Origin of the sequence: Roseobacter sp. N2S, from assembly GCF_031454055.1 — a bacterium.
GTDB lineage: Bacteria > Pseudomonadota > Alphaproteobacteria > Rhodobacterales > Rhodobacteraceae > Amylibacter.
Window position 1 is genome coordinate 2,585 of the sequence record NZ_JAVDQB010000020.1, and the last position, 25,483, is coordinate 28,067.

Below are 25,483 nucleotides of genomic sequence, written 5' to 3' on the forward strand. Positions count from 1 at the left end.
CGTTGCATCTGTCGGGTCAGTTGCATCCGTAGGGTCGGTTGCGTCTGTCGGGTCAGTTGCATCCGTAGGGTCAGTTGCGTCTGTCGGATCCGTTGCGTCTGTCGGGTCAGTTGCATCCGTAGGGTCAGTTGCGTCTGTCGGATCAGTTGCGTCTGTCGGATCCGTTGCATCTGTCGGGTCAGTTGCATCCGTAGGGTCGGTTGCGTCTGTCGGGTCAGTTGCATCCGTAGGGTCAGTTGCGTCTGTCGGATCCGTTGCATCCGTCGGGTCGGTTGCATCCGTCGGGTCAGTTGCGTCTGTCGGATCCGTTGCATCCGTCGGATCGGTTGCATCCGTCGGATCGGTTGCATCCGTCGGGTCAGTTGCATCCGTCGGGTCAGTTGCATCCGTCGGGTCAGTTGCATCCGTCGGATCGGTCGGCGAACCATCACCCCCGCTAGAAGCAAGTCCAAGAACGCCAAGACCGCCAACGGCGGCGGCAACTATTCCGGCTTCATCGCTCATGGCGCCGCCAAGACCGGTTTCAGGATCAGTCACGACTTCATCGCCGAAAACAAGGCTATGGAGCGACCCATCCGCTGCGGGAAGATAAAAATTATCGACAGTAATAACGTCGCCGTTTTTCAGCTCGATTAAGAGGTCGTCCCCCTTTTTACTGTAACGCAGGACGTCTGCTCTGTCTGAATTGATTGGAATGCCAATTTCGGCACCCGCTTGAATTGTTCTGTCTGCCATGTCTTTACTCCTAGAAATAAGCCCCCGCACGATGATGCAGATTCTAAAGTACGTAATCTGTATCTTAAGTATGTAAGGAATAGCAGATTGCATCCCCTGTCAACGACTAAAGGATATAATGCCTGGAAATATTCAAAGATGATCGCCCACGCATTTGATAAAAACTAACGAGAAACGGCGATTCATCTGTGTGTAAGCCACAGTGAACAATAGATTTTATCTCCGTAATGCTAAAATAAGCACAATTCGGTGCCGATCTTCTGCGCAACAGAATCAAGCTATCTAAAGTATGTACTGAATTTCCCTAAGAGCACAGAAAGCTATAAGGCACCCGCTCTTTCCCCATTCAAAAACACCCACCCTAGGCTTGCCTTGGCACCACCCATACCAAAGACATTTGGTATGGGTGGTGCCAAATGTCATCTCAGCAGAATTGGCAGAATGGGGGGGCTGAATTTAATCAAGCAATTATTTTGCGTCTATTACACTGGGCAACCTGTTTCACGGTTAGGTTCAGGCCAATGACCACTAGCCTGAACACCCAACCCTGAAAGGGATGTCTGCATCAGTCTGCTTTATAAGCAAAACGGGAATCGTCGAACTGGTATTCCTTACGGTCTATGGCGCAAATCCGGCGATGGACACCAGAATAGATAAACCCGGCAAGAACGATCGCAATGGACCCCCCAAAAACATACGCAGCCAAGACCAGCCAAAATCCGGCTCCCAGAAGATATGCCACAACTCCTGATATTACAGAATAGGTTAAACCTATCAGCAAAATCCCCAGCAAAGGCGGTTGTGTGAAATCCGATACGTGAGGCCAATATTCCTCTCGTTCGAATTCGCCCATATCGGTGTGTTCAATTGCAGCCATGTCCAGTACTCCCTTTGGTTTTGTTTGAATTCAAATCGTGGTTAAAATTCTATTTGGATCACCTAACAATTGGATCCTATCGTTCTGGAACGGCCCACCTCGTGCATGGCAGCAACTATGAGACAGGCCGTTCCCTTGGTTTGTCACCCTTGGGGAAGGGCTAGGTCAGGCAACACCCAGATCGTCAATTCCGATCAGGTCCGTCAGACCACCAAGAAGGCCGGTAGTTTCAGTCGCGCCACCCACCAGAGAGCTGCTACCCAGTAGCCCCCCGACGAGACCGTCCTCACCGATGACACCGTCAAGCAAACCACCCGCCGGATCGTCACCACCAGTCAGACCGCCTAACAGGCCATCGTCTCCGGTCAGGCCGCCGAGCAGACCGTCCTCACTGATCACACCATCAAGCAAGCCGCCTACCGGATCGTCACCACCGGTCAGACCACCTAACAGGCCATCGTCTCCGGTCAGGCCGCCAAGCAGACCGTCTTCACCAATGACACCGTCAAGCAAACCACCCACTGGATCGTCACCACCGGTCAGACCACCTAACAGGCCATCGTCTCCGGTCAGGCCGCCAAGCAGACCGTCTTCACCGATGACACCGTCGAGCAAACCATCCACCGGATCGTCGCCGCCGGTCAGACCGCCTAACAGACCATCGTCTCCAGTCAGACCGTTCAGCAAACCGTCGTCTCCGACAACGCCGTCCAACAGACCATCTTCTCCAGTGCCGAGCAGGCCATCAACCAGCCCGTCCTCGCCGATCACACCGTCAAGCAGCCCCGCCGCAGGATCGTCGCCGCCGGTCAAGCCGCCAAGCAGGCCGTCGTCTCCGGTTAGGCCGCCAAGCAGGCCATCTTCGCCCGTCACACCGTCCAGCGGCGTTCCGTCGCCCAGCAACTGATCGAGAATGTCGCCCTCGTCATTTGGCGTGCCCCCCCCCAAAGATCCGGTGTTGGTCAGGTCCCCGACAAGTCCGCCGGATCCTGTCACATCCGACAGGCTCCCATCGTTGCCAATGAGATCCCCCAGCAGGCCATCGGACCCTGTAATATCGCCGAGCAAACCGTCATTTCCGGTCACAGCTCCCAGCAAACCGTTGTCAGAAACAACACCATCGAGCAGACCGATGTCATCGCCGCCAACGCCGCCGCCCAACACAGGTTGCCCCAAAATTGGATTGAGCACATCGTCTAGCGGGCCGTCCGGACCAACCAGATCGCCGAGCAAGCCATCAGATCCTGTGACATCGCCAAGCAAACCGTCATTTCCGGTGACATCTCCCAAAACCCCGTCGTCAGAGATAATCGGGTCAAGCAAACCTTGATCTTCAGCTGCAGGTGGATCGGTTGCATCCGTCGGGTCGGTTGCATCCGTCGGGTCGGTTGCATCCGTCGGGTCGGTTGCGTCTGTCGGGTCAGTTGCATCCGTCGGGTCAGTTGCATCCGTCGGATCAGTTGCATCCGTCGGATCGGTTGCATCCGTCGGATCAGTTGCGTCTGTCGGATCGGTTGCATCCGTCGGATCAGTTGCGTCTGTCGGATCGGTTGCATCCGTTGGATCGGTTGCATCTGTCGGATCAGTTGCATCCGTCGGATCAGTTGCATCCGTCGGATCAGTTGCATCCGTAGGGTCGGTTGCATCCGTAGGGTCGGTTGGATTGTCATTGTTATCATCCAAAGCTAGCCCCAAAAGCCCCAAACCGCCGAGCCCAGCTGCGATAATCGTACCTTGATCGCCCATGGAACCGCCAAGGCCCGCCTCTGGGTCGGCCACGACTCCGTCTCCGAAAACAAGGCTGTGCAACGATCCATCTGCAGCCGGGATATAAAAATCTTGAACGGTGATCACGTCGCCGTTCTTCAGCTCAATCGTAAGATTCTGACCGTTTTTACTGTACCGCAGGACATCCGCTCTATTCGCATTGATAGGGACGCCGATTTCTGAACTTGCTATGATTCTTGTGTCTGCCATGTCTTCACTCCTGGAAAGCTCCGCAGAAAGTGCGAAGTCTAAAGTATGTATATTAACTTTAGTATGTATCGAAACACCATTAAGTACTACTTGTCAACGTCGAAAGGCCGTGCCGATTTGAAATCCTTAGGAATGCGCGGTGCCAATAAAATCTCTTATTTCCAGCCACCTCCCCCAATAAAAGGTACGAATTTTGGTCGTCCAACCGAACATCGGCCAAGCGAATTGCCCTACAGCGAAATCTGTTGCTAACACGGTTGGAGGCGTGGATTCTCCTTGGGCCACCTGCTACTTAGGCATTGATTTTACCGAACCGAAATCGTCGACAGCCAGACAGGCGCAAGCTTGCAGACAAAGCGCCCAGATCTTTGTGAAACCCCAAATAAATATGAGTCTTTCGGAAGGAACTGTGCCCATCGCTCTGGAATTTATCCAGTCGTCCTGCCTCCAGATGCTTGAAGCTATACATACTTTTGGCTAGTTCGCGTTAAAATCAGGTTGCATCATCCCCATGTTTTGCACAACTCCGCCCAAGATGCCCTTGCGTCACCTTTACAAGGGATCAATACTGAAATCCAAATGGATATAGACTTCTTAAAAATCCCATGACTCCTTTTGTAATAAATTGATAGTTTCCTTTGTACGAACACTTTGTTTCCTTATGCTCAAAACCAAGGTCCGACCTCGAGAGGGCGAATGCCCGAATCGAGTCACCGGTGGCCGCACCACGCCAAACCAGAGGAGCGGCTATTATGCCTGACGAAAAAATAACCAAGACATCGTCCAAGCCGCTGAATATGGCAAATGTCCGGCCGGTCCTGCAAGCCGTGGCGCGTCTGATTGCATCGGACCGTCGTCCCACGGTTCTTGCTACAGAGAAAGCTGAAATCCTCTTAGCCAATGCGCCTGCGAACAAACTGGGGTTGGATGAAACCAAACTGCTGGATGCTTTTCAGTGGAAAACGCTCTGTGCCGGCGCCTTGCGTTCAGGCAGTGTCGCTGTGTCAGCAACGCTTGCCGATGCCGATCTGGAAGGTGAGCTGGTGCATCTGCCGTTAGGCCAGGCTGACGGGTATATCCTGCGGCTAGCCGAAAGCAATCAAGAGGCCGCCCTTTTGCGCAACCGCGCAAGGACTGCCACTTTAATGCGGGTGTCTCATGATCTGCGCACCCCGATCCAATCCTTATTGGCAACAACGGAATTGTTTTTCCAAGGAGCGAACGACCAAAAGAAGGTGACAGAGGCTGATCGAGAAAAGCTTAGCCGCGCAGCAAATCAGACTCTGGATCACATCGACAACGTCCTGAAGGTTATACGCGGGGAATTGACGGCATCGACCCTGCAAGCCGACGAAGAGTTCAGCCTTAACGCAGAAGTACAATCTATCCTCGACATGATTGAACCCATCGCACGAAAGTGGGGGGCAACAATGAACCTGACAATGGAACCGAAGGACGCAGTAAAAGTGCACGGACCGCTGCGGTTCATTCGGGCCTTGGTACAGAACATGATCGACAATTCCGTAAAGCACGGTGGCCCGACAATTGACATAACTGTTCAATCCACAGCTTTCCCAAGCGAGAGCAAAAGCAAATCCTCTACTGAGGTTTTGGTTTCCATTGAAGTTTCCGATCTGGGCGGCGGGCTGCCAGTTGCACAAAAAAACCGCCTTTTTAAAGCTATTGGACATATGGCAGCTCTCGGACCCGCAAATGCAATGGCCGATGAACCGGCCAACGAACGTCCTTCAGCCGGGCTAAATGTCTTGGCCCACGCCCTGCGTCAATTGGGTGGAAAGCTAGAGGTTCTGGATCGCACATCCGGCAGCGTTTCACAGGAAGGGACGCATGATCAAAAGGTTATCGGCACGACCTTGCGTGCCTTGTTCACACTGGAACAGGTAGCGGACAACGCAATATCCCATTCGGACCCATCCGCACCACGTCGTGGTGCAAATGCCCTGCCCTGTTTATCCGGTGTTGGAATCCTTGTCGTGGAAGATAGCCCAGCCAGCCGCGACTGGCTAGTCCACAGCCTGCGCGATGCCGGGGCCAAAGTCTGGGCAGCGGAACACGGATTGAAGGCGATCTCGATCCTGCACAATTCTGACATCGCCAAAAATATTGATTTGCTGCTTTCGGACATGACCCTCCCCCAGATGAGCGGCGTTGAACTTGTGCGCCAACTTCGGGCAGATCAAACTGCTGGAACACTGGAATGGTCTGGGAAAATGATGGGTTTGACCGCCCATGTAGACACCAGTTTGCGGGATGCCTGTCTTCAACTGGGGATGGAGCGGGTTCTGGAAAAACCGATCCGGCCTGCACAGCTATGTCAGGCAATCTGGGATGTGACCAAATCCTCGCCGACAGACCAACTCTATTCCGAAAACACTACCGATGCTGTGGCCAACGAAACGTCTCCGTTACCCAAAGAGGAGGCGGCAGCCTTGTTAGGTGATTACGTTGTTGCTGAACTTGTTGACCAATTGGGCGTGGAGGGCACCTGTAGCTTTATGATCCGTGCTCATGCAGAAGCGCAGGCCGCGCTTGATACCATTCGCAGAAATGGCATTCAGACAGATACAGACCGAATGCTTCATGCGGCCACTGGTGCCACAGGTCTTACAGGGTTGCGCACTGTCGAAAGCTGCTTGCGCAAGATAGAACTGGCACTGGAAAAACCGAACCCGAACCTGACCTCCCAACTCAGTGATCTGGACGCCGCACTCCAACAATCTGCCAAGGCAATAGAGCAGTTAAAGCAAAGCGGATCTAATTTGATAAGCTAAAGACTTGCAGAACCACACATTCATGATACATAGTCTGACCACCCGCGCTCTGTTCGGGGGAGCTTTGGCTTGGGCATTACATTCGTGAAACAACCGAACGAATTTTGTCCTGATCTTAAGTTTAGGAACGTCTACAAAATAAGATACGGTTGGCTTCAGCAGGGCACATGAATAAAACAGAGAAAACTATCCTTCGCGTTTTGATCGCGGATGACCACGCGATGGTCTTGGAGATGTTTGAACAATTCCTCTCCAACCTACCAAATTTTGAGGCTTTTACCGCTCCTGACTTGCAAGCAGCTCTGGATCTAATTGACAGTGAAGAGCCGTTTGACTTAGTTTTGGTGGATCTGGATATGCCAGGAATGAACGGAATTGGCGGATTGGCCAAAGCAATCGAACATAACGGCGGAAATCCAGTAGGGATTCTGACAAGCAACCCTTCAGCCCATGTGGTGTCCGAGACTTTGTCACTGGGAGGGGCCGGTATTGTGCTGAAAACCGAATCCCTTAAAAACCTCGCCAATGAAATCCGCTTCATGGCCAACGGCGGGCGCTATGTGCCTATTGAACTGATTGATCAAAAGCGTAGCACAACCAGAGAAACCAATCAGGCGACATTGTCCGATCGAGAAATGACAGTTCTTGCCCTTTTGGCCGAAGGCAAACCCAATCGGGAAATCGGCACGAACCTCGGACTTGCCGAAGCAACAGTGAAAATGCACGTAAAATCCATCTGCTCCAAATTAGGGGCCAGCAACCGCACACAGGCGGTTATTGTTGCGCGTGACATGAACTTGTTCTGATACTCGTGTCAGCATCCCAGCTTTGGGGCCCCAAAAACCTCCTGTCAGAACCGCGTTGTTAGGCTTAAACCGAATATCTGGGTCTTGTCCCCAGCCTGCTTTTCTATGGGGTTCGCCAAGTAGATCGACACCGGCGTTTGTCCCACATCAAAGGTCATCGAAACGCCCACACTGCTGCGGCGGTGGAAACTGTCGTCGATTGCTCCGCCCAATGTATCATCCAGTCGCCAAGTGCCGCCTGTGTCCAAAAATACACCTCCCCGCACAGGGGCGGGAAAGACATCCAAAAAATCGCGCTGCAATTCAATAGATGCGCGCGCAAAATGGTTGCCGCCCAATGTATCCTTTCCGTCCCGCGGGCCCATTCCGCGCGGGGCAAACCCACGGAATCTGTCCGCGCCAGGAAAGTAGCGGTCGATAGCCCGAGTTGCGTTACTGCTTGTTCCCGCGACACTGCCAAGGTTCATCCCCAACAGCAAGCGCAGGTTAGAAGCAATCGGAACCTGCATATTTGCGTCCATCCGAGTTTCACGCAAAGCCTCACCCGTTCCCAGATTCCAGAAATACTGGTTCAGGTCGATTGTGTAGCCAAACGCCTGCCCGTCCGACTGATCATCCGTGCCTGACACAGAAAACTTATGCCTTAGCCCAAACCGCAGATAGGGTGCTGAAATACCGTCGGTTTTTTCACGCACCAGCAACGGGCTGGCGCCAACCTGCAGATCATACATCCGATAGTCACGGTACCCCACGCCCCCTTCGAGCCTGATCGAAGGCATAGTCGCCCATGCCAGATAAGTCTCGGCACGCAGGGATTCCTCAGTATAGCTGCGATCATCATAAGTTGCCCGCCCGCCGGCCAGTTCAAAACCCAGATCTAATTCGGTTCCAAAAAGCTCTTTACGGTACAAATTGGCGCTATAATGCACAACATCAGCATTCGCTTCTAACTGAGCAGCCCCATAGGTCCGATCAAACAGGTTGTATTGTTCAAAAGACAAGCTTCCAATGACGCCGTCCTGCGAGGCATAAGCCAGTGTCGCATCAATGCGCCCCGGACGGGTGTTCACTTCTTTAACGTCAATGAACAAAGTTGAGTCCTTGCGCGAAAGGGTCACGCTTTCAAACACCCCTGTGGACATCAGGCAATCTTCGATCGCGCGCAATTCCCATTTGGCATAGACAATTCCGGTTTCGGCACCGCATGTCATACGAATGTCATCCTTGGGAATGAACTCGGCTCCCCTGACCTCAACCCGCTCAACTGTTTGCGCCACCGCAGGTTCCACAAAGGCCAAGCCCAGACACAGCGCGATCCAGAGTTTGAGGCGCGCAAGATAACAAGCGTCACAGCACAAGGCTCTGGAAACAGACTTCGGTTTGGGCATAGAGGTCACTTTCGTAATCGGGTCGATGGCACGTGAAAAATGACCTACAGATTGACGTTTAAGCAGGCATCTTTTGCAGCGCAATTGGTGGATTAATGTAGTCGCGCCCTTAACAATGGCCGCGTGAGATAACTTAGTACAGAGCGTTTGCCACTTTCGATATCCACTTGCGCAATCATACCCGGACGAATTGCATATTGTACACCAAACCGTTCCAGATAGCTCAGTTCAGTGCGAACCATCACACGATAGAAATTCTTTGGTCCTTGTGCGGTGTCTTCTTCAACGGTGTCCTCTGAAATTTGAATTACATGCCCGCGCAGGTCGCCATAGGTCGCAAAGTCATAGGCGGTGATCTTGACGCTGGCCGGCATGCCCGGCGCAATCAAAGCGACGTCGCGGGGCAGAACTTTGGTTTCGATGATAAGTTGGTCATCGGTCGGAGTGATTTCCATGATGGACTCGCCGGGCTGAATCACACCACCAAGTGTGGTTATGTCGATGTTATTGACCCGCCCCGCCACCGGAGACCGGATTTCCGTACGACTGAATTCATCCCGCTTTTGGACCAGTTCCTCTTGCAAAGAGGCCAGCTTGGCGCGGCGCTGTGCCAAATCCTTATAGGCATCCTGAACATAGGCGTTCCGCACTTCACTGATTTTTCCGTCCAGTTCTGCCCGCTCCTGTTCTAGTTGCAAGAGATTAATCCGGCTGACTGACCCGCTAGCCGTAAGAGGCGCCGTGATCTCTATCTGGCTCTCAACGGAATTCCACTCGTTTTGCAGGGCTGCCAAAGTGGCTTCCAGCTTGGTCCGCCGTGCATTAAACAAACGCAGTTCTGTGGCTTGGGATTCATTGGGATTTTCGCCGAAATCCAGTGCCGGACGTTCAAGAACTTCTGCTTCCAGCCTTGAAACCTCTGCTGTCAACGAGGTGATGGCGGATTCCGCTGCCAGAAACGCAGATTGAGAGCGGGTTGGATCGAGCCGGACCAAAACTTGTCCTTCATCAACAATGTCACCTTCGCTCACATCAAGTTGCGCCAAAATACCGCCTTCAAGGCTTTGTATCGTTTGCATCCTTCGCAAAGGAATAACCCGCCCGTCGCCACGGGTGATTTCGTTGATCTGCGCCAAGCCAGCCCAAACAACGCCAGTGATCAAGGCCAAACAAACAGTATGAATCGTCAAACGCGCCGTTTTCAACGTCTGCCTACGATAGCTCCCATCAATATGGCTTGTGGGAAGGACATCAGGATGTGCCGTCATACGACAGCCTGCACAGGGCGTTTCTGTACAGAATTCGCCCGTGCCATGTTAAGGATTTTAAGCAGGTCGCCATCCCGCGCAACCCGTCCGTCTTTCAAAACGATCGCCCGGTTGGTTAGTGCCAGAAGTTCCCGTTTGTGGGTGGAAATTATTGTCGTGCGTCCTTTCAACCAATCCTTCAGGAAAGCAATCACATTGGCCTCGGTAACGTGATCGAAAGCCGCTGTTGGTTCATCGAGCAATACAATCTTGGGGTCTTGTAAAATTACCCGCGCAAGCCCGATGGACTGACGCTGCCCGCCCGAAACATTGGCGTTGCCTTGAAGTTGCAGATCAAGCCCGCGCACGTGGCGGCGTACAAATGTACCCAGCCCAACGGCGTCCAGCGCCTTTAGCAATTCTTCATCACTATGCAACCCGTGATCCAGCAGCAGATTGTCCCGCAAGGTGCCCTGAAACAGCGCCACACTTTGCGGTAGGTATCCGATCTGACGACGTCGGTCGATGGGATCAATCTGGCTAAGCGACAGATCATCTACCAGCACACTCCCAGACTGTGGATCGGTCAGCCCTGCCATCAGACGAAGCAAGGTAGATTTCCCCGCACCATTGCCCCCCAAAAGGGCAATGCGTTCCATCGGTTCTACCTTCAACTCGTTGATCGAAATAACCGGAGGGGCCAGCAGGTCATGGCGAAAGACCACGTCCTCAATTTTGTAGCTACCTGTCAAAGACTCGGCCCGCACGAAATGGCGGTCACTCGGGCGTTCCACGGGCAGTTGCATGATCGCGTCCAATCCGTCCATAGCTGCCTTGACCTGCTGCCAGCGCGCCAGCAATCCGGCTACCTGCCCCATCGGAGACATGGTTCGGCTGGACAAAAGCGTACAGGCGATCAGGCTCCCGACGGTAAGTTCGCCCGCACTGATCAGATACACCCCTGTGATGATCACCCCCGCATAGGCCAGCTTTTGAACCGAACTAACCATCTGGGTCATCAGGTTTGTGATGCCGCGGGTTCTCACAGATGTAGTGGCCATTGTCGCGGTCAACTGGGCATGTGCCCGCTGCAAACGCCCCTCAGCACGGGAGGCTTTTACCGTTTCAAGATGCGAAATCGTTTCAAGCAACAAACCGTTCAAAGCCGCCGCTTCGCGGGTGTTTTCCCGCGATGCCCGGGCCAGTTTCTTTTGCATGACCAAGCCTGGTAGAACCGTTAGAAACACGCCAGCCAACACGACGATCGCAACCGGCCCGCCAATAAACCAGATGACTGCAACGAAGATAAAAACAAAAGGCAGATCACAAATCGCGGTTACTGTGCCCGAGGTAAAAAACTCCCGAACTGTTCCAAAATCGCGCACCTGATTGGCAAACACGCCCGGTGACGGCGGTTGGTTCTGCAACCGCATATTTGCTACTTTATCAAACAGTTGCGCTGACAGGCGCAAATCAATGTCACGACCGGAAACATCCACAAGAGTAGAACGCATCAAGCGCAAAAGCAGCTCAAGCACGATCGCAATTCCAACCCCGCTTGCCAAAATCCAAAGGGTATCAAAAGCGTTGCTCGGCACCACGCGGTCATAGACCTGCATTGAAAACAGCGCCGTCGCCACAGCCAGAATATTTGCGGCAAAAGAGGCAATAATTACATCGCGGTAAATCGTCCAATTACCAAAAACCGGACCAAGGATCCAGTGCCGTCGGTCGTTACTTTTCTCGTCAAGCCGATCCGACACAATGTCGAGGGGTTTGGAAATCAGAACCCGACCGTCGTGTAACTCCACAAGTTTTTTTAGAGTCCAAGTATCACGGCCGCCGCCGGACTCGGGCAATGTAATTGTCGCTTCTTTGGATGTCAGTTTTTCAAGAACTGCCGTGCGTCCGTCCTTTAGAAACAACAGTGCAGGCAGGCTGTGATCGGGCACTGTGGTCAATGGCTCACTGCTGATCCGGCAGCTCATATTAACACGTCTTAGTGCAAGCGTGGCAAGATTAGGGTCCATTGCACTTCCGGCGGATTTGGGAAGTCCGTCGGTCAATTGGGCGGCGGATGTAGCGACGCCCTGCAACCGGCATAGCTCAACAATGCCGTCTACTAAAGGATCAAATGTCGTCTTTTCCTGCATTACTATCACTCTTTACTATATGTATCGCGATTGCGCTTACTGAACTCCCGATGCAGCCAAGATCAAAGTCCCAAGCACACCCAAATCTCGCGCTGCGTTATATTCTGTGCGTTTCCGTTCGTCGTACGTATCGATTGTATCAATTCTTGAATCATAGAGATCCCGCGCAGTTGTCAGCACATCCAAAAGTTCACGCTGGCCCGCGATAAACTGCTGTTCATAGTTCTCAAGGACCCTCTCGGATTCAACTAATTGACTTTGTCGCGCAGATTCCGTTCTGCGCAGAATTTGGATCTGTTCGACCGCAGTTGTCGCGGTGTTGGTCAGTTCCCGTTCTGTGGACAACATACTGGATTGTGCAGCACGCAGATTCAATTCCGCGCTTTGCACCTGCCGCCGCCCCAAGCCGCTAGAGCTTAGATCGACCCCCGTTGACAGCCCGACGGCAGTACGGGTGTTGCCCCCGTTCAGATCGGTGCGGCCCTGCGCCTGTAATTTGATCGTCGGCAACCGAGAGGCCTTGGCGGTTTTCACTCCGGCCTTGGCTTCATCCGCACCAGCCCGTGCGGCGACATAATCCGGTGCAATCCGAACCGCCGAACGGATTTTGGCAGTCTTTGAATAATGCTGGGTAAAACCCAACTCCGGTGGTCTTTGCAGTGTGTTGACCAATTTCCCCGTCAGGAAGGCGATTTGCGACAGCGCCATCCGGCGATTTGCCACAAGTTGCGCCAATTGGTCGTCAGCGCGCGCAATTTCCAAACGCGCACGAGCCACTTCACCATTATCACTGATCCCCGCAAGCGCCCGATCCTCTGCCTGACCAGCGATACGACGCGCTAAAGACACATAGTTACGGGTCTTCTGAATCTTGAGGTCGATCACCTCCACGTCCAGAAAATATTCTGAAACCATTAGTGAAATATCTTCCACAGCCATCTTCAGATCCGACACAGCTTTCACCCGCACCTGTGACGCCGCTTCAATCTTGCTTCGGATCAAACCCCAGTCATACAGAACCTGTGAAACACTCAGGACAAGACCCGGACCATTTGAATCGGTGGTGGAACTATCCCCTGACAGGCTTATGCTCGGGTAATAAGCATCCCGTTCCGCTTCGATCTCGACCGAGCGGCTGGCGACCTTCTGGCGGAGAGATAGAACATTACCGTCCCGTTCTGTGGCGTGTAAAACCGCCTGCCGCAGAGACATCTGTGCGGCGGCCGGCATAGCGAAACCCAAAGCCAAGCTCAAAACACCAAACTGTGCCACCCGGATGCCGCTAAATAATGTTGTCCTCGAAAGGCGATTGATCTGCCGCAGCATTAAAATGCCTCCGCTGTCACATCAGACAGAATATCAAGGAGAGAAAACTCATCCAGCGCTTGGGCATGGCAGTCCGCTCCCTGCGTACCTACGAACCCTTCGCTTGGCACAACGTCGCTGCCGTCTGGCACAAAGCCCAAAGCATTTTGGTCTGACTGGATGGCATCGGCTATCAAGTCTTCGGTGTCGAAATCCTCTGGCTGCAACAAAAACGGTTCACCACCTGTCAATTCAGCGACCATCGTAGCAAGCTCTTCATCTGTTTCGCCCGATAGAACCGCCAAATCATTACCCGCGTCTGGTGTTGACGCAGCTGCTGGCGCGGCGCTGCCCGCGCTGCTGCCACCTGACAAAGCACCGATGCCGCTGCCAACAGAAATACCCGCCGCTGCCAGCATTGCCGAGTTGGGCCAATCAGCCCCGCCACCTGCGGCTTCAGCAAAATGGTAGCTGACATTATCACCGGCATCATTGGCCGTATATGCCCCATCCAAAGGGACAGTCAACTGCTCGGCCAAAGCGGACCCTTCTGCTTCCGGCCCCATCAATCCAGTGACAATAATTTCTCCCGACGGGGATGCCAGACGGCTGAAATCCCCGTCCGGCCCAATGACAAAAAAGTCTTTAATATGAAGTCGCTCGCCATCAGAGAATTCTACATTCAAATCTGCGCCCATTTTGTCAAAACCGACAACGGGGGCTGCGGTAGGATCAAGAGCAACTGTCTTGGGAATTTCCAATGATAGCTGGGACATGACCTGCGAAAGGCCTGTATCTGTGTTGTTGCTTCCACTTTCAACAACGCCAACCATCATAAGCGTGTTCCCTTCCCAAACAATAATGCCATCAATCAACTGCCGGAATTAGAGGTGCACCTTTTGCACTACCCCAAAACCCTATACTACTTATAGTGTATCCTAACGACATTTTCATTCAAGTTAGAAAGAGCCCGCCTCTCAAGAAAAAATCTGAAATACTTACATTTGCAACATAAAAAGTCATTTTTTTTCAAAACCTTAACAATAACTCCACACAAACCGCACAAGATTATTATCAGATTTCAAGATAATGCCATAATAATGACATTATCCGATATCGTCATCCGCGCCTGACCCAAATAGACCACCCAGGATTGAACCAACGTGATGGTCCGCGCTGTCTTCGAATAGGATATTAAGTGCGTCTTCTACCGCTACATCGTCGATGAGCTCGGCATTACTATCAGCAGCTTCCTCTGGCGCCGCGCCAGTTTCAGCGTCTGATTCGTGGCTAAACAATTCGGCGAAAGTGCCTTCTCCGCCAAAGATTTCTTCAACCCCGCCACCAAGAATATTATTTAACAACCCGTCAATTTCAGCATCTGGTGCGTATGATTCGCCATCTGGTGACATGCTGACAACACCTTGATCCACAAGGCTGCCTGAAAGATCATCGCCACCGCTCAATCCAATGAACAAGTCATCAGCACCTGCGGCGGATTCTTCAACATCAACGCCAAAGACGTCTGCCTCCCCAAGCAAACCGTCCAAAAGTGATGGCTCTGACGCGTCCAGCAAAGACGTAATCTCCCCGCCCAACCCAAGTAAGGCATCAAACTCCGTCTGCCCTACCAACGTATCCAGAAACCCATCATCGCCAACGACTGCATCAACAATATCCTCTATCACCTCTGGTACTTCGGAAACTGTCGAAACGAGGGCCTCAGGTTCTGTCGTTGACGCGGCAGTAGTCTCCGTAACGACACCACCCAGTAAACCGCCCAACAGTCCCTCGTCACCGAGGAGGCCACCAACAAGGCCGTCATCGCCAAGAACTGTATCGACAACTCCACCAACTAAGCCGTCGTCGCCAAGAACCGTCTCAACGACGTCTTCTAGAACTTCTGGCACTTCGGAAACTGTCGAAACGAGCGCCTCAGGCAGCACGGTCAAATCGGCAGAAGGATCCTCGTCGGACCCACCCAGTAAACCGCCCAACAGCCCCTCGTCACCGAGGAGGCCACCAACAAGGCCGTCATCGCCAAGAACTGTATCGACAACTCCACCAACTAAGCCGTCGTCGCCAAGAACCGTCTCAACGACGTCTTCTAGAACTTCTGGCACTTCGGAAACTGTCGAAACGAGCGCCTCAGGCAGCACGGTCAAATCGGCAGAAGGATCCTCGTCGGACCCACCCAGTAAACCGCCCAACAGCCCCTCGTCACCGAGGAGGCCACCAACAAGGCCGTCATCGCCAAGAACTGTATCAACAACTCCGCCAACTAAGCCGTCGTCGCCAAGAACCGTCTCGACAACTCCACCAACAAGGCCGTCGTCGCCAAGAACTGTATCAACAACTCCATCAACTAAGCCGTCGTCGCCAAGAACCGTCTCAACGACGTCTTCTAGAACTTCTGGCACTTCGGAAACTGTCGAAACGAGCGCCTCAGGCAGCGCGGTCAAATCGGCAGAGGGATCCTCGTCGGACCCACCCAGTAAACCGCCCAACAGTCCCTCGTCACCAAGGAGGCCATCAACAAGGCCGTCGTCGCCAAGAACTGTATCGACAACTCCACCAACTAAGCCGTCGTCGCCAAGAACTGTATCAACGACGTCTTCTAGAACTTCTGGCACTTCGGAAACTGTCGAAACAAGCGCCTCAGGCAGCACGGTCAAATCGGCAGAGGGATTCTCGTCGGACCCACCCAGTAAACCGCCCAACAGTCCCCCGTCACCGAGGAGGCCATCAACAAGGCCGTCGTCGCCAAGAACTGTATCAACAACTCCATCAACTAAACCGTCGTCGCCAAGAACCGTATCGACAACTCCATCAACTAAGCCGTCATCGCCAAGAACCGTATCAACAACTCCATCAACTAAGCCGTCGTCGCCAAGAACCGTATCAACAACTCCATCAACTAAGCCGTCGTCGCCAAGAACCGTCTCAACGACGTCTTCTAGAACTTCTGGCACTTCGGAAACTGTCGAAACGAGCGCCTCAGGCAGCACGGTCAAATCGGCAGAGGGATCCTCGTCGGACCCACCCAGTAAACCGCCCAACAGTCCCTCGTCACCGAGGAGGCCACCAACAAGGCCGTCGTCGCCAAGAACCGTATCGACAACTTCGCCAACTAAGCCGTCGTCGCCAAGAACCGTCTCAACAACTCCGCCAACTAAGCCGTCATCGCCAAGAACCGTATCAACAACTCCATCAACTAAGCCGTCATCGCCAAGAACTGTATCAACAACTCCATCAACTAAGCCGTCATCGCCAAGAACTGTATCGACAACTTCGCCAACTAAGCCGTCATCGCCAAGAACCGTATCAACAACTCCATCAACTAAGCCGTCGTCGCCAAGAACCGTATCGACAACTCCACCAACAAGGCCGTCATCGCCAAGAACTGTATCGACAACTCCACCAACTAAGCCGTCGTCGCCAAGAACCGTATCGACAACTCCATCAACTAAGCCGTCGTCGCCAAGAACCGTATCGACAACTCCATCAACTAAGCCGTCGTCGCCAAGAACCGCATCGACAACTCCGCCAACTAAGCCGTCATCGCCAAGAACCGTATCAACAACTCCGCCAACTAAGCCGTCATCGCCAAGAACCGTATCAACAACTCCATCAACTAAGCCGTCATCGCCAAGAACTGTATCGACAACTCCACCAACAAGGCCGTCGTCGCCAGAAACCTTGTCGACCAAGCTATCGGTTTCTTCACTTTCAAGCGGTGTATTTTGCGTTCCAACCGGAGTGACCTCAACCTCTGAAACAGCAACCTTTACAGGTTCGCTTGCGACCGCCTCGTCCGGCGATTCCAAATCCTGCTTGGGTTCTTTTATCTGTGCAACATCTTCCAGAGCTTCTGCACTGACTAAAATTTCCGCGCCTTCAGAAGCTTCGAAGTCATTCTCTTCACTCTCGGACAGCACGATGGTTTCGGAGGAGAGCGACTCGCCTTGCACTTCGCTCTGCTGTGAGAACGAAGCATTCGCCGAAATTTCTTGAGCATCCTCAGCGGTGGGCTTCACGGCACGGTTCGACAACAGAGATTTCTCTCCGGAACCAAGCAACGCATCATCACTCGTCGGAACAGCGGCAAACGCCTGCAGGCCATCAAAGGACCCACTTTGCGCCGCAAGCCCCATGCCGATCACACTGGCCATCGAAGACACACCAGTCGCAATACCCCCTTTGGTGCTGACACTTTCAAGGCCGGCACGCTCAGGAGCCACGGGAACAGTTGCCTGCTCGCTATGACCTTCTCGCGTTTGCGATCTATTGCGGTTCAATGGTGTGTTCACGACACAACCTCCGGTTAAAATCTCAACAACTACGCCACACCCGACTAAAATTTTCTGCCCTGCCTGATATGACATGCAGCCTGAAGCCAGATGGGTTCCATTCTGCAAACTGGCCAGAAATAGAACGACGCCGACGCATTCAATCTATACTTTAGTCCAACTACTGATACTATAGTATGTCCCTTCCTGCCCATTTTGCAAGCATAAAGCTTTTCATGTCAGTAATGGGCCTTTGCCGTGGTTCACCCGTGACCTTTTTGCCCCGCACGCCCAGGCCGTGCTGGTTACAAAAACCAGCCACCCCACACCTGTAAACAAGATCGGGTCAGCAGGTTCCCAATCTAGCCCTGCGTGACGCCATAAAACTTGCGTGGTTTTCAAGCGCAGCCCGAACGCCAAGCGCGAGGAACTTCTTTGTCACTGGCCACTTCAAGGTCACATCACATGCTATCATCCGCTCGCAGGTCAGGTCGGACTCTCTAACAGCGCTGGAAATAAGGATAATTTTAAGGCCAGGGGCTGCTTGACGGATCTGTAAACAAAAGTCCACCGCCTCTTCGAGGTCAGCCATACAGTCTGCATCCACCAGCATAAGATCTAGTTGCTCCGCATAGCCTGCAAGCCAGCCAATAGCCACAGAATCCCGTTGAAAAACCACCAATTGCGAGTTTTGCTGGGAAAGCCAATCCATGATGCTATCTGTGCAAGTCCTGATCTGTCCGCACAGGGCGACTTTGCCCTTTTGGCCCAGCTTATCCGAAAGATTTAGATCAAGTTTTTCATACAAATCACCCAAAAGGGTGGCACTGACAGGAGTCAAAGGCAATTTTTTGCTATTGGTACGGCTTCGGTCGTTTCTTGATAAATACATTAACTGGCTCCGGCAGGGATCTTAAAAGCGATTCGCATACCCAAAAGCTAATGCTTTAGTATGTGTTTGGTCAATCTTTAGTATGTGTAAATCATCAATTCTGTGCGATTGTGAAAACAGTCACCTTTTTGCCGTCGATTCACCTGCTTAAAATGAAAGTTTAGTATCGTTGGAACGTGGCGAATAAATTACAAAGATCGCAGTTTTCAGAAATTCCGATACGAAAGTATGGCATTTTCGGGTTGTAGGCGTTAGTTTGTGAAGCTTGGCCAAGGCAGGATCATGCCTCCATTTCCGCAGCGTATTCTGCCCAGAGGCTGAACGCATCGGATCGGGCGTTGCAGTATGAAATTACGTTCATGTGATAGCGGCAAGGACGGAAGAGCACGTTGATTTGGTCATGCTCGGCCAAAAACCTCTGAGCCTACCGGAAAGATTTGAATTTACCGAAGATCTTCTCTCGTTTGCGTGTCGGCCGGTGCGACACTGCTATCGCGTTGTTCAAGCCCTTGTATGCGCGATGGTCAGCGTTCCGAGGCCAGTGTTTTGATCGGTTTGATATAGCTGCGCAATTTGCCAGTTATGACCGCGTTCGGCGCGCAAAACTGTGAAACTATTCTTTGGAAAAAGCGCCTTAATGCTTTGGCATTGAGGCGTGGTTACACAAGAATATCGAGGACATGTCCATCCGCGTCGATTGCGCGCCTCAGTCAATGCGTCTTGCCACGGATTGTGATCACGACTTCATCCACATGCGGCTTTTTATTCGGCAGTAGTCTACCATGGCGGACGCAGTTTGAGAAATGTTGCCCAAAGTCGGATCGCTTCTCGGGGGACAATCACGCCGCGCGCTGCAAAAAGGTCTTCAACAACTGCCGTACTCAAAAAACGATAGTACGCTCAAACCGCGTAAGCAATAATCTCGCAGGGGTAGCGGAAGCCTTTCAGGCGCAGCATTTGGCTCGGAATGTTCATGGGGCCGACATAGCTTGTTCAAACCCGGCCAACAAACTGATGAGGTTGGCGGTTCCACCCACCGGCATCGCAATGTGCCAAAGTGCTGGTGTTTGAACCGGCTCTGAAAGGAACCGCCCTGATGGAAATTACAACGATTAGAATCGACATTGCAAAGTCAGTTTTTCAATTTCACGGCGTCGATGCGGCAGAACAGACCGTTCTACAAAAGAAGCTTCGCCCGAATGCAGTTCTGAATACCTTGGCTCAATTGCCCTATTGCCTGATCGATATGGAAGCTTGTGCGACGCCGCACCATTGGGCTCGTGAGATTACGGCACTGGGCCACGATGTGCGGCTCATTCCCCCAGCTTATGTGAAACCCTACGTTAAGCGGCAAAAGAATGATGCGGCAGATGCGGAGGCGATCTGCGAGGCTGTTACGCGTTCGAATATGCACTTTGTGGCTATAAAAATTGTCGATCAGCAGGCGGCCATGATGCTGCACCGAGTCCGTGACCTTCTCGTACGGCAGCACACAATGCTGATAAATGCACTGCGTGCGCATATGGCTTAGCATGGGATCATTGAGCCACAGAGTCCTCAGAATGTTCTCGGGTTGATCCAGCAACTCGAAGAGGGCAGCAATGGCGGCATCACAGAGGTCGCCCGATCTGCTTTGCTGAGCCTAGCCCATCAACTCACCAATCTGACACAAGAAATCCGCGCACTTGATCGCAAGATCCTTGAATGGCACCGATCGAGCGAAACCAGTCAGCGATTAGCGACTATTCCGGGAGTTGGAGTGCTGACCGCGACAGCGATGGCTGCTTCGGTTACGGACCCCTCGCTCTTCCGATCCGGACGCCAATTCGCAGCCTTTCTCGGGTTGGTTCCCCGGCAAAATTCATCCGGTGGCAAAGGGCGATTGGGGCGGATTACCAAAATGGGAGACGGATATTTGCGTAAGCTCCTCGTGGTTGGGGCCACAGCTATTCTGAGGCGTGTTGCTGATACGCAAACGCGAATCGCGAATTGGATCCGCAGCCTGCTAGAACGCAAGGCCTCTCGACTGGTTAGTGTGGCAAACATCGCCTGGCAGGTCATTGATAAATGCCCGAGAGGGGGCCAACAAAACCGCTCGGATCGTATGGGCGCTCTTGGCAAGAGGAGGAACCTATCGAGCCGCATAAACAGTGAACAGCGCTGCATTGTTTACGCAGCGCACTAAGATGCAAGGGTAATAGACGTGATGATGATCAAGGCAAGCGGCCGCCAGAACACCCCGAGGCATTGCCAGGACAAACGTAGTCCAGCAACTTGATAGGAACCTGTCAAGCGGACTTAATCAGGGCCAGTGGCCATCGGTGCCGCGCAAAAAGGCTGGACACATGACCGCAACCCGCGATGATCACGACGTCAAAACAACCTTGCTAAACAGGAACCGTCCACACATGGCAATACCGGCAGAACAGTTAGGCTTCGCAAAATACATACTTTCGATGTTGAATGCGATCGAAAAGTATGCATCCTTGTTCCTATATAAATCGGGGCACAAAATGCAACCTAACACCAAAGCCGCAACAACTTTTCAAACACAAATGGAGCTAGCCCGCAAATTGCGTGCCAATAAATCCTTTCAGGCAGCGGCCAGCGCCTATACATTGGCGGGGAAAATTCAGCCCAAATCCAAGGCGGGGTTATTTGCCGCCATTTGCCTGCGCGACGCCGAATTGCTCGAAGCTGCTGATGCCGCCTATAAAGCCTATGTCTCTGAGAATCCGGAGGATTTTGATGGTTGGACAGGTATGGGAATTTTTCTCAAGCGGACTGGACAGTTAGAAGAAGCCATCGCCCCCTTCAGGAAGGCGTTGAAAATCCGCGATGATCAAGAAGTCCGCAACAGCCTGATCAGTGTGCTGTGGCGTGGTGGCCATGTTGAAGAGGCCGAGCAGGAAGGACGCTACAATATCCGGCTTAAAGACCAGAAAGCCCTCACCCATTTTCTGTCATCCCCTAATAGCGGTCAGCAGTTGAAACCGGGGGGCAAGGGTTTTGATCCGACACAACGGGAGCGCAATGTGATTGCCTTTTCCCTTTGGGGGGATCGGCCAGAATACATTACCGGCGCGATAGTAAACGCACAGATTGCCCAGCATATCTATGTATGCTGGACCCCTCGTTTTTACTGCGACGCCAGTGTTCCGGCAGATGCGATACAGGCGCTGCGCACATATGGGGCGCAGGTCATCATGATGGACAAGCCGGAGCATCAGAAAATCCGGCCTATGTGGCGGTTTCTGGCTTCGGACGATCCAGACGTGAACGTCTTTGTCTGCCGCGACGCGGATTCCCGCCTGAACGCAAAAGAATTGCTGGCAGTCAATGACTGGCTGGCATCTGGAAAACGCTTTCATGTTATGCGCGACCATATCTATCATCACGAGCTGATTTTAGCGGGTATGTGGGGCGGAACCGCCGGTGTGCTGCCTGATGTATCCACTATGCTGCGCAAAGGTTCGCAGTATTTTGACAACAAGTTCGGCGATCAAGCCCTATTGGCAGACCTCGTCTGGCCGTTGATCCGCGATGATGTCAAAGTACATGACACCCATTACCGCTATCCCGAAGGCGCAGCTTTCCCCACCGGATACGACCTGCCCGGCGCAATCCATGTGGGCGGAGGGGTAAAGAAAATGCCCCACTGGTCAAAATATGTCCAGATGCAAGCCCCTTGATATATGCTGGAAGGTGCAGATATGTACGGACTCTCGGGACACTTCCTGTAAATTCCCTGTTTTGGGATGGAGGAAGTATTCATGACGAACGAAGAACGCGACATTCAACGCAAACATAGAGTGCTCCAGCACGCCGAGAAGATTGGAAATGCTCGCAAAGCCTGCCGGTATTTTGGGGTCGGCAGGTCCAGTTTTTATAGATGGCGCGAAGCATATCAAAAGCATGGCGAAGCTGGGTTGAAGAATGCCAAATCAATCCCGAAGAATCCTGCCAATCAAACTTAACCGCTGCTTAGTCCCACCTTTCGCGCTGAGCGGATATCTACGAGCCCCTCGACAATATAGATTTGTCAGGGAGATTGCTGTGGGAGTACATCGGGAGCTACGTTTGGAGTCCATTGCAGGCCATGAGGTTTTGGTTGGATCTGACGGCAATCGTCGCTGGCCGGACGCGGTGAAGGGTCATTTGGTCGCCGAAACTTTGGTGCTGGGCGTTACCGTGAACGAAGTGGCGCGACGTGTTGGCATGCGGCCTAATCATTTGTCTGAGTGGCGGCGTCAGGCCCGCGAAGGCAAGCTGATCTTACCCGATCTTTCGGGTGCTGCGTATGTGCCGGTGGAAGTGTCCAAGCCCACTGCGCCCGTTGAAGATTCTTCGGCGCGATCAAAGACGGTGGATGTGATCGAAGGGGACGTGACAATTCGTCTGGATGCAGACACGGCAGCCGTGCGTATTGCCGAGATCGCGGCAGCGTTGTGATCCACCCGCCGCATGGCGTGCAGGTCTTTGTGGCGACCAAACCAGTCGACTTCCGTAAAGGCCATGATGGTTTGGCGGCGCTGGTACAGAGCCACCTCAAGAAGAAACCCTTCGATGGTGCGGTCTATGTGTTCCGCTCGAAACGGGCCGACAGACTGAAGCTCTTGTTTTGGGATGGCACCGGATTGGTCATGGCGTACAAGCGACTTGAGCAGAATGCGTTCAAATGGCCCGCCATCAAGGGCGGTGTTTTGCGGCTGGATCCGGTACAGTTTGAGGCCTTGTTTGCGGGTCTTGATTGGCGTCGCGTGATCGCGTTGGAAACCCGGCCACCGGATGCGGCAGAGTGACTCGGACGGTGTTTAATGCGGCCCGTTTGCCCCTGATTTTGATAGATCACAGGGATGACTTCCCCTGCTGATCTTCCAGATGAAATCGATGCGCTCAAGGCAATGCTGGTTGCGGCAGAGGCACAGATTGGCACGCAAAATAAGACCCTCGCTGAGCGTGATGACATCATCATACGCAAGGAAGATCGCATCGTCCGGCTGGAGAAGCTGCTCACCGACTTCAAGCGCGCGCTTTTGCCGTATTGCTTTGGCAATAGCCTGCGGTTCGCTCAGTGCACGGGTCTCCTTGATGATACGTCCACCCTCGTCGACGACGCAAATATGCGTCTCATCCAAAGAAACATCCAAGCCAACAAAGAATTCCATTTTCTCCTCCTTGATCAATTGTAACGGTGGACATCTTCGCAACGTCACCATCTGGCGCAAAGCCCGATCAGCGCATCTGTATCGCCAATCCCAAATCTATGCGCGGCGGGGCGTTGATATTGACCGCTCCACCTTGGCGTTCTGGGTCGGCAAGGCTACCCACGAACTTAAGCCCGTCCACGATGCGTTGCTGGCGCATCTCAAAACTCCCAGCAAACTGTTCATGGATGCGACACCCGCGCCGGTGCTCGATCCGGGGCGCGGCAAAACCAAGAAAGGGTATTTCTGGGCGCTCGCTCGCGATGATCGTGCCTGGCATGGACCAGAACCACCCGGCGTGGCTTTTACCTATGCGCCGGCGCGATCTGGAAAATACGCGTCCGAGATATTGCAGGGCTTTGAAGGCATCCTGCAAGTCGATGGCTATGCCGGATACAACCGCGTGCTTGATCTGCGCGACAATGCCCCGATCCAACTGGCCTACTGCTGGGCCCATGCGCGTCGCAAATTGTTTGATTTGCCCTATCACAACATCGCCCTGCAAAGAAAGAACGCGCTCTTCGCGGGCCACGAGGAAGGAACCCAATATTGGGCCATGCTCGCGTCCCTAATTGAGACCTGTAAGCTGAATAACATTGAACCGCACAGCTACATAACCGGCGTCCTAACAGCCATCGTCAATGGGCATAAACAGAAGGACATCGAGCAGCTGCTACCTTGGAACTTTATGGCCGGAAGCAACGCTTACCAATCAAACCCCTACTGAGATCGTCGAAAAAGTTCTCTATTTGCGGCGCAAATATCATCTAGGGCCAATTCGGATTGTCTGGTGTTTGGCGCGCTATCACGGCATCAAAATCTCAGATGCTGGAGTCTACCGCATCCTAAAGCGTAACGGTCTCAACCGACTGCCCAGAGGCACACGCATGCGCAAATTGCACACCAAACGCTATCAAAAGCAGGTGCCGGGACATCACATCCAAGTGGATGTTAAGTTTCTGACTTTCAGAGGAAAAAGAGGCGAAAAGGTCCGCCGGTTCCAATACAACGCGATCGACGATGCAACCAGATTTCGCGCCCTTAAGGTCTATGAGAAACACACGCAGGCAAACGCCATCGATTTCATTGACCATACCATCGAAAAGTTTCCATTCCGCATTCGAGAAGTTCGGACCGACAATGGTCACGAATTCCAAGCCAAGTTCCATTGGCACGTCGAAGACATCGGGATCAGACATGCCTATATCAAGCGCGGCACGCCCCAGCTCAATGGAAAGGTGGAGCGCTCACACCGGTCTGATCAGCAGGAATTCTATCAACTTCTCAGTTACAAAGGTGATGTCGATCTGGAGGCAAAACTCGCCGAGTGGGAAAGGTTCTACAACTTTGCTAGGCCACACGGCGCGCACAACGGCCAGACCCCTTACGAAGCTCTCAGAGACAAGCTACAATAACGGGGCAAGTGTCCCGCAGGTCCATCCAGGTTACAATCGGGAAGCATCACCATCACAAGAACCCGTCTTCCAGCGGATCATCCCCCTCAATCGCAGAGGAGAGCGCCGCCTCTTTGATGGCATGTTGCACCGCGCGCAGGATCCCGTCGTTGTATTTGATCACCGCAGCAACCCCTTCCCCGCTCAGCGAGAACTCCCGCTCGAGCCAATCGGGCAAACCATCGAGCCCCGCGCGCATTTCCGAGAAGACAGTATCGAGCAGCTCGACCATTTCATCTGTGGGCACCAAAGCGCCTCGCTGTTTGGCCGCCTGCATCCAGACCAGCTCGGCCTGCGCCAGCTCGCGCATTTGCGCCGGCGTAAACCCCGCCCGCGCATCGTCTTTTTCAACGCCAAGGAA

The 25,483-nt window shown here is 53.0% G+C and carries 16 protein-coding genes and 6 pseudogenes; 9 read left to right on the forward strand and 13 right to left on the reverse strand.

Annotated elements, in window-relative coordinates; genetic code table 11:
- The 3 genes from GGE09_RS23150 to GGE09_RS23160 form a co-directional block, all read right to left on the reverse strand.
- Positions 1-735 (reverse strand): BapA/Bap/LapF family prefix-like domain-containing protein (locus GGE09_RS23150; RefSeq protein ID WP_309748429.1); only part of this gene is annotated, 735 nt, incomplete at its 3' end.
- A 565-nt stretch (positions 736-1,300) separates the two neighbouring features.
- Entirely contained in the window at positions 1,301-1,612 is a 312-nt protein-coding gene (locus GGE09_RS23155) for a hypothetical protein (protein WP_309748430.1), read from the reverse strand.
- 165 nt (positions 1,613-1,777) lie between these two features.
- On the reverse strand, positions 1,778-3,589 hold the full coding sequence (locus GGE09_RS23160; RefSeq protein WP_309748431.1) for a BapA/Bap/LapF family prefix-like domain-containing protein: 1,812 nt from the start codon (positions 3,587-3,589) through the stop codon (positions 1,778-1,780).
- Between the two features lie 752 nt (positions 3,590-4,341).
- On the opposite strand from GGE09_RS23160, the gene GGE09_RS23165 reads away from it, so the two are divergent.
- Together GGE09_RS23165 and GGE09_RS23170 are read left to right on the forward strand one after the other, a co-directional pair.
- Entirely contained in the window at positions 4,342-6,381 is a 2,040-nt protein-coding gene (locus GGE09_RS23165) for a hybrid sensor histidine kinase/response regulator (protein ID WP_309748432.1), read from the forward strand.
- Between the two features lie 167 nt (positions 6,382-6,548).
- Positions 6,549-7,187 carry a response regulator transcription factor gene (locus GGE09_RS23170; protein WP_309748433.1) on the forward strand — a complete coding sequence of 213 codons (639 nt, stop codon included), beginning with the start codon at positions 6,549-6,551 and terminating at the stop codon, positions 7,185-7,187.
- Positions 7,188-7,231: 44 nt separating this feature from the next.
- Here the strand turns inward: GGE09_RS23170 and GGE09_RS23175 are convergent, their stop codons facing one another.
- The 8 genes and pseudogenes from GGE09_RS23175 to GGE09_RS23210 form a co-directional block, all read right to left on the reverse strand.
- Positions 7,232-8,575, reverse strand: coding sequence for a BamA/TamA family outer membrane protein (locus GGE09_RS23175; RefSeq protein ID WP_309748434.1), 1,344 nt, complete (start codon positions 8,573-8,575; stop codon positions 7,232-7,234).
- Positions 8,576-8,667: 92 nt separating this feature from the next.
- The gene (locus tag GGE09_RS23180) at positions 8,668-9,765 is read right to left on the reverse strand and encodes an HlyD family efflux transporter periplasmic adaptor subunit (protein WP_309748435.1); all 1,098 of its coding nucleotides are present in this window, start codon (positions 9,763-9,765) and stop codon (positions 8,668-8,670) included.
- A 74-nt stretch (positions 9,766-9,839) separates the two neighbouring features.
- Positions 9,840-11,975, reverse strand: coding sequence for a type I secretion system permease/ATPase (locus GGE09_RS23185; RefSeq protein ID WP_309748436.1), 2,136 nt, complete (start codon positions 11,973-11,975; stop codon positions 9,840-9,842).
- 36 nt (positions 11,976-12,011) lie between these two features.
- Entirely contained in the window at positions 12,012-13,205 is a 1,194-nt protein-coding gene (locus tag GGE09_RS23190; RefSeq protein ID WP_309748437.1) for a TolC family protein, read from the reverse strand.
- 95 nt (positions 13,206-13,300) lie between these two features.
- The gene (locus GGE09_RS23195) at positions 13,301-14,056 is read right to left on the reverse strand and encodes a hypothetical protein (RefSeq protein ID WP_309748438.1); all 756 of its coding nucleotides are present in this window, start codon (positions 14,054-14,056) and stop codon (positions 13,301-13,303) included.
- A gap of 330 nt (positions 14,057-14,386) precedes the next feature.
- The gene (locus tag GGE09_RS23200; protein ID WP_309748439.1) at positions 14,387-17,590 is read right to left on the reverse strand and encodes a hypothetical protein; all 3,204 of its coding nucleotides are present in this window, start codon (positions 17,588-17,590) and stop codon (positions 14,387-14,389) included.
- Between the two features lie 325 nt (positions 17,591-17,915).
- Entirely contained in the window at positions 17,916-18,461 is a 546-nt protein-coding gene (locus tag GGE09_RS23205) for a hypothetical protein (protein WP_309748440.1), read from the reverse strand.
- A 280-nt stretch (positions 18,462-18,741) separates the two neighbouring features.
- Positions 18,742-19,436: pseudogene (locus GGE09_RS23210) on the reverse strand (IS6 family transposase).
- A gap of 121 nt (positions 19,437-19,557) precedes the next feature.
- Between GGE09_RS23210 and GGE09_RS23215 the strand changes: the two are divergent.
- The 5 genes and pseudogenes from GGE09_RS23215 to tnpB all read left to right on the forward strand — a co-directional run bounded on the left by GGE09_RS23215 (position 19,558) and on the right by tnpB (position 23,263).
- Positions 19,558-20,608 (forward strand): annotated as a pseudogene (locus tag GGE09_RS23215) (IS110 family transposase).
- A gap of 366 nt (positions 20,609-20,974) precedes the next feature.
- Entirely contained in the window at positions 20,975-22,153 is a 1,179-nt protein-coding gene (locus GGE09_RS23220) for a hypothetical protein (protein WP_309748441.1), read from the forward strand.
- Positions 22,154-22,234: 81 nt separating this feature from the next.
- A pseudogene (locus tag GGE09_RS23225) lies at positions 22,235-22,435 on the forward strand (helix-turn-helix domain-containing protein); the annotation flags it as partial.
- Between the two features lie 106 nt (positions 22,436-22,541).
- Complete coding sequence (locus GGE09_RS23230; RefSeq protein ID WP_309748442.1) at positions 22,542-22,913, forward strand: transposase; 372 nt, start codon at positions 22,542-22,544, stop codon at positions 22,911-22,913.
- Positions 22,910-23,263, forward strand: a complete 354-nt coding sequence (tnpB, locus tag GGE09_RS23235) for an IS66 family insertion sequence element accessory protein TnpB (protein WP_309748443.1) — start codon at positions 22,910-22,912, stop codon at positions 23,261-23,263. The genes GGE09_RS23230 and tnpB overlap by 4 nt, the downstream gene beginning before the upstream one ends.
- Positions 23,264-23,275: 12 nt before the next feature.
- Here the strand turns inward: tnpB and GGE09_RS23240 are convergent, their stop codons facing one another.
- Positions 23,276-23,629 (reverse strand): hypothetical protein, encoded by a 354-nt coding sequence (locus GGE09_RS23240; RefSeq protein ID WP_309748445.1) that lies wholly within the window; start codon positions 23,627-23,629, stop codon positions 23,276-23,278.
- A gap of 40 nt (positions 23,630-23,669) precedes the next feature.
- On the opposite strand from GGE09_RS23240, the pseudogene GGE09_RS23245 reads away from it, so the two are divergent.
- A pseudogene (locus tag GGE09_RS23245) lies at positions 23,670-24,395 on the forward strand (transposase); the annotation flags it as partial.
- A 30-nt stretch (positions 24,396-24,425) separates the two neighbouring features.
- Positions 24,426-25,083, forward strand: a pseudogene (locus GGE09_RS23250) (integrase core domain-containing protein); the annotation flags it as partial.
- Positions 25,084-25,135: 52 nt separating this feature from the next.
- Here the strand turns inward: GGE09_RS23250 and GGE09_RS23255 are convergent.
- Positions 25,136-25,483 (reverse strand): annotated as a pseudogene (locus GGE09_RS23255) (hypothetical protein); the annotation flags it as partial.

What these genes read in the sequence shown, in the direction of transcription:
- GGE09_RS23170 (WP_309748433.1), top strand. Translation starts at nt 6,549, where the DNA reads ATGAATAAAACAGAGAAAACTATCCTTCGCGTTTTGATCGCGGATGAC.
- GGE09_RS23205 (WP_309748440.1), bottom strand. Translation starts at nt 18,461, where the DNA reads ATGTATTTATCAAGAAACGACCGAAGCCGTACCAATAGCAAAAAATTG.
- GGE09_RS23240 (WP_309748445.1), bottom strand. Translation starts at nt 23,629, where the DNA reads ATGGAATTCTTTGTTGGCTTGGATGTTTCTTTGGATGAGACGCATATT.
- GGE09_RS23190 (WP_309748437.1), bottom strand. Translation starts at nt 13,205, where the DNA reads ATGCCGGCCGCCGCACAGATGTCTCTGCGGCAGGCGGTTTTACACGCC.
- GGE09_RS23195 (WP_309748438.1), bottom strand. Translation starts at nt 14,056, where the DNA reads ATGTCCCAGCTATCATTGGAAATTCCCAAGACAGTTGCTCTTGATCCT.
- GGE09_RS23165 (WP_309748432.1), top strand. Translation starts at nt 4,342, where the DNA reads ATGCCTGACGAAAAAATAACCAAGACATCGTCCAAGCCGCTGAATATG.
- GGE09_RS23185 (WP_309748436.1), bottom strand. Translation starts at nt 11,975, where the DNA reads ATGCAGGAAAAGACGACATTTGATCCTTTAGTAGACGGCATTGTTGAG.
- GGE09_RS23220 (WP_309748441.1), top strand. Translation starts at nt 20,975, where the DNA reads ATGCAACCTAACACCAAAGCCGCAACAACTTTTCAAACACAAATGGAG.
- GGE09_RS23160 (WP_309748431.1), bottom strand. Translation starts at nt 3,589, where the DNA reads ATGGCAGACACAAGAATCATAGCAAGTTCAGAAATCGGCGTCCCTATC.
- GGE09_RS23175 (WP_309748434.1), bottom strand. Translation starts at nt 8,575, where the DNA reads ATGCCCAAACCGAAGTCTGTTTCCAGAGCCTTGTGCTGTGACGCTTGT.
- GGE09_RS23155 (WP_309748430.1), bottom strand. Translation starts at nt 1,612, where the DNA reads ATGGCTGCAATTGAACACACCGATATGGGCGAATTCGAACGAGAGGAA.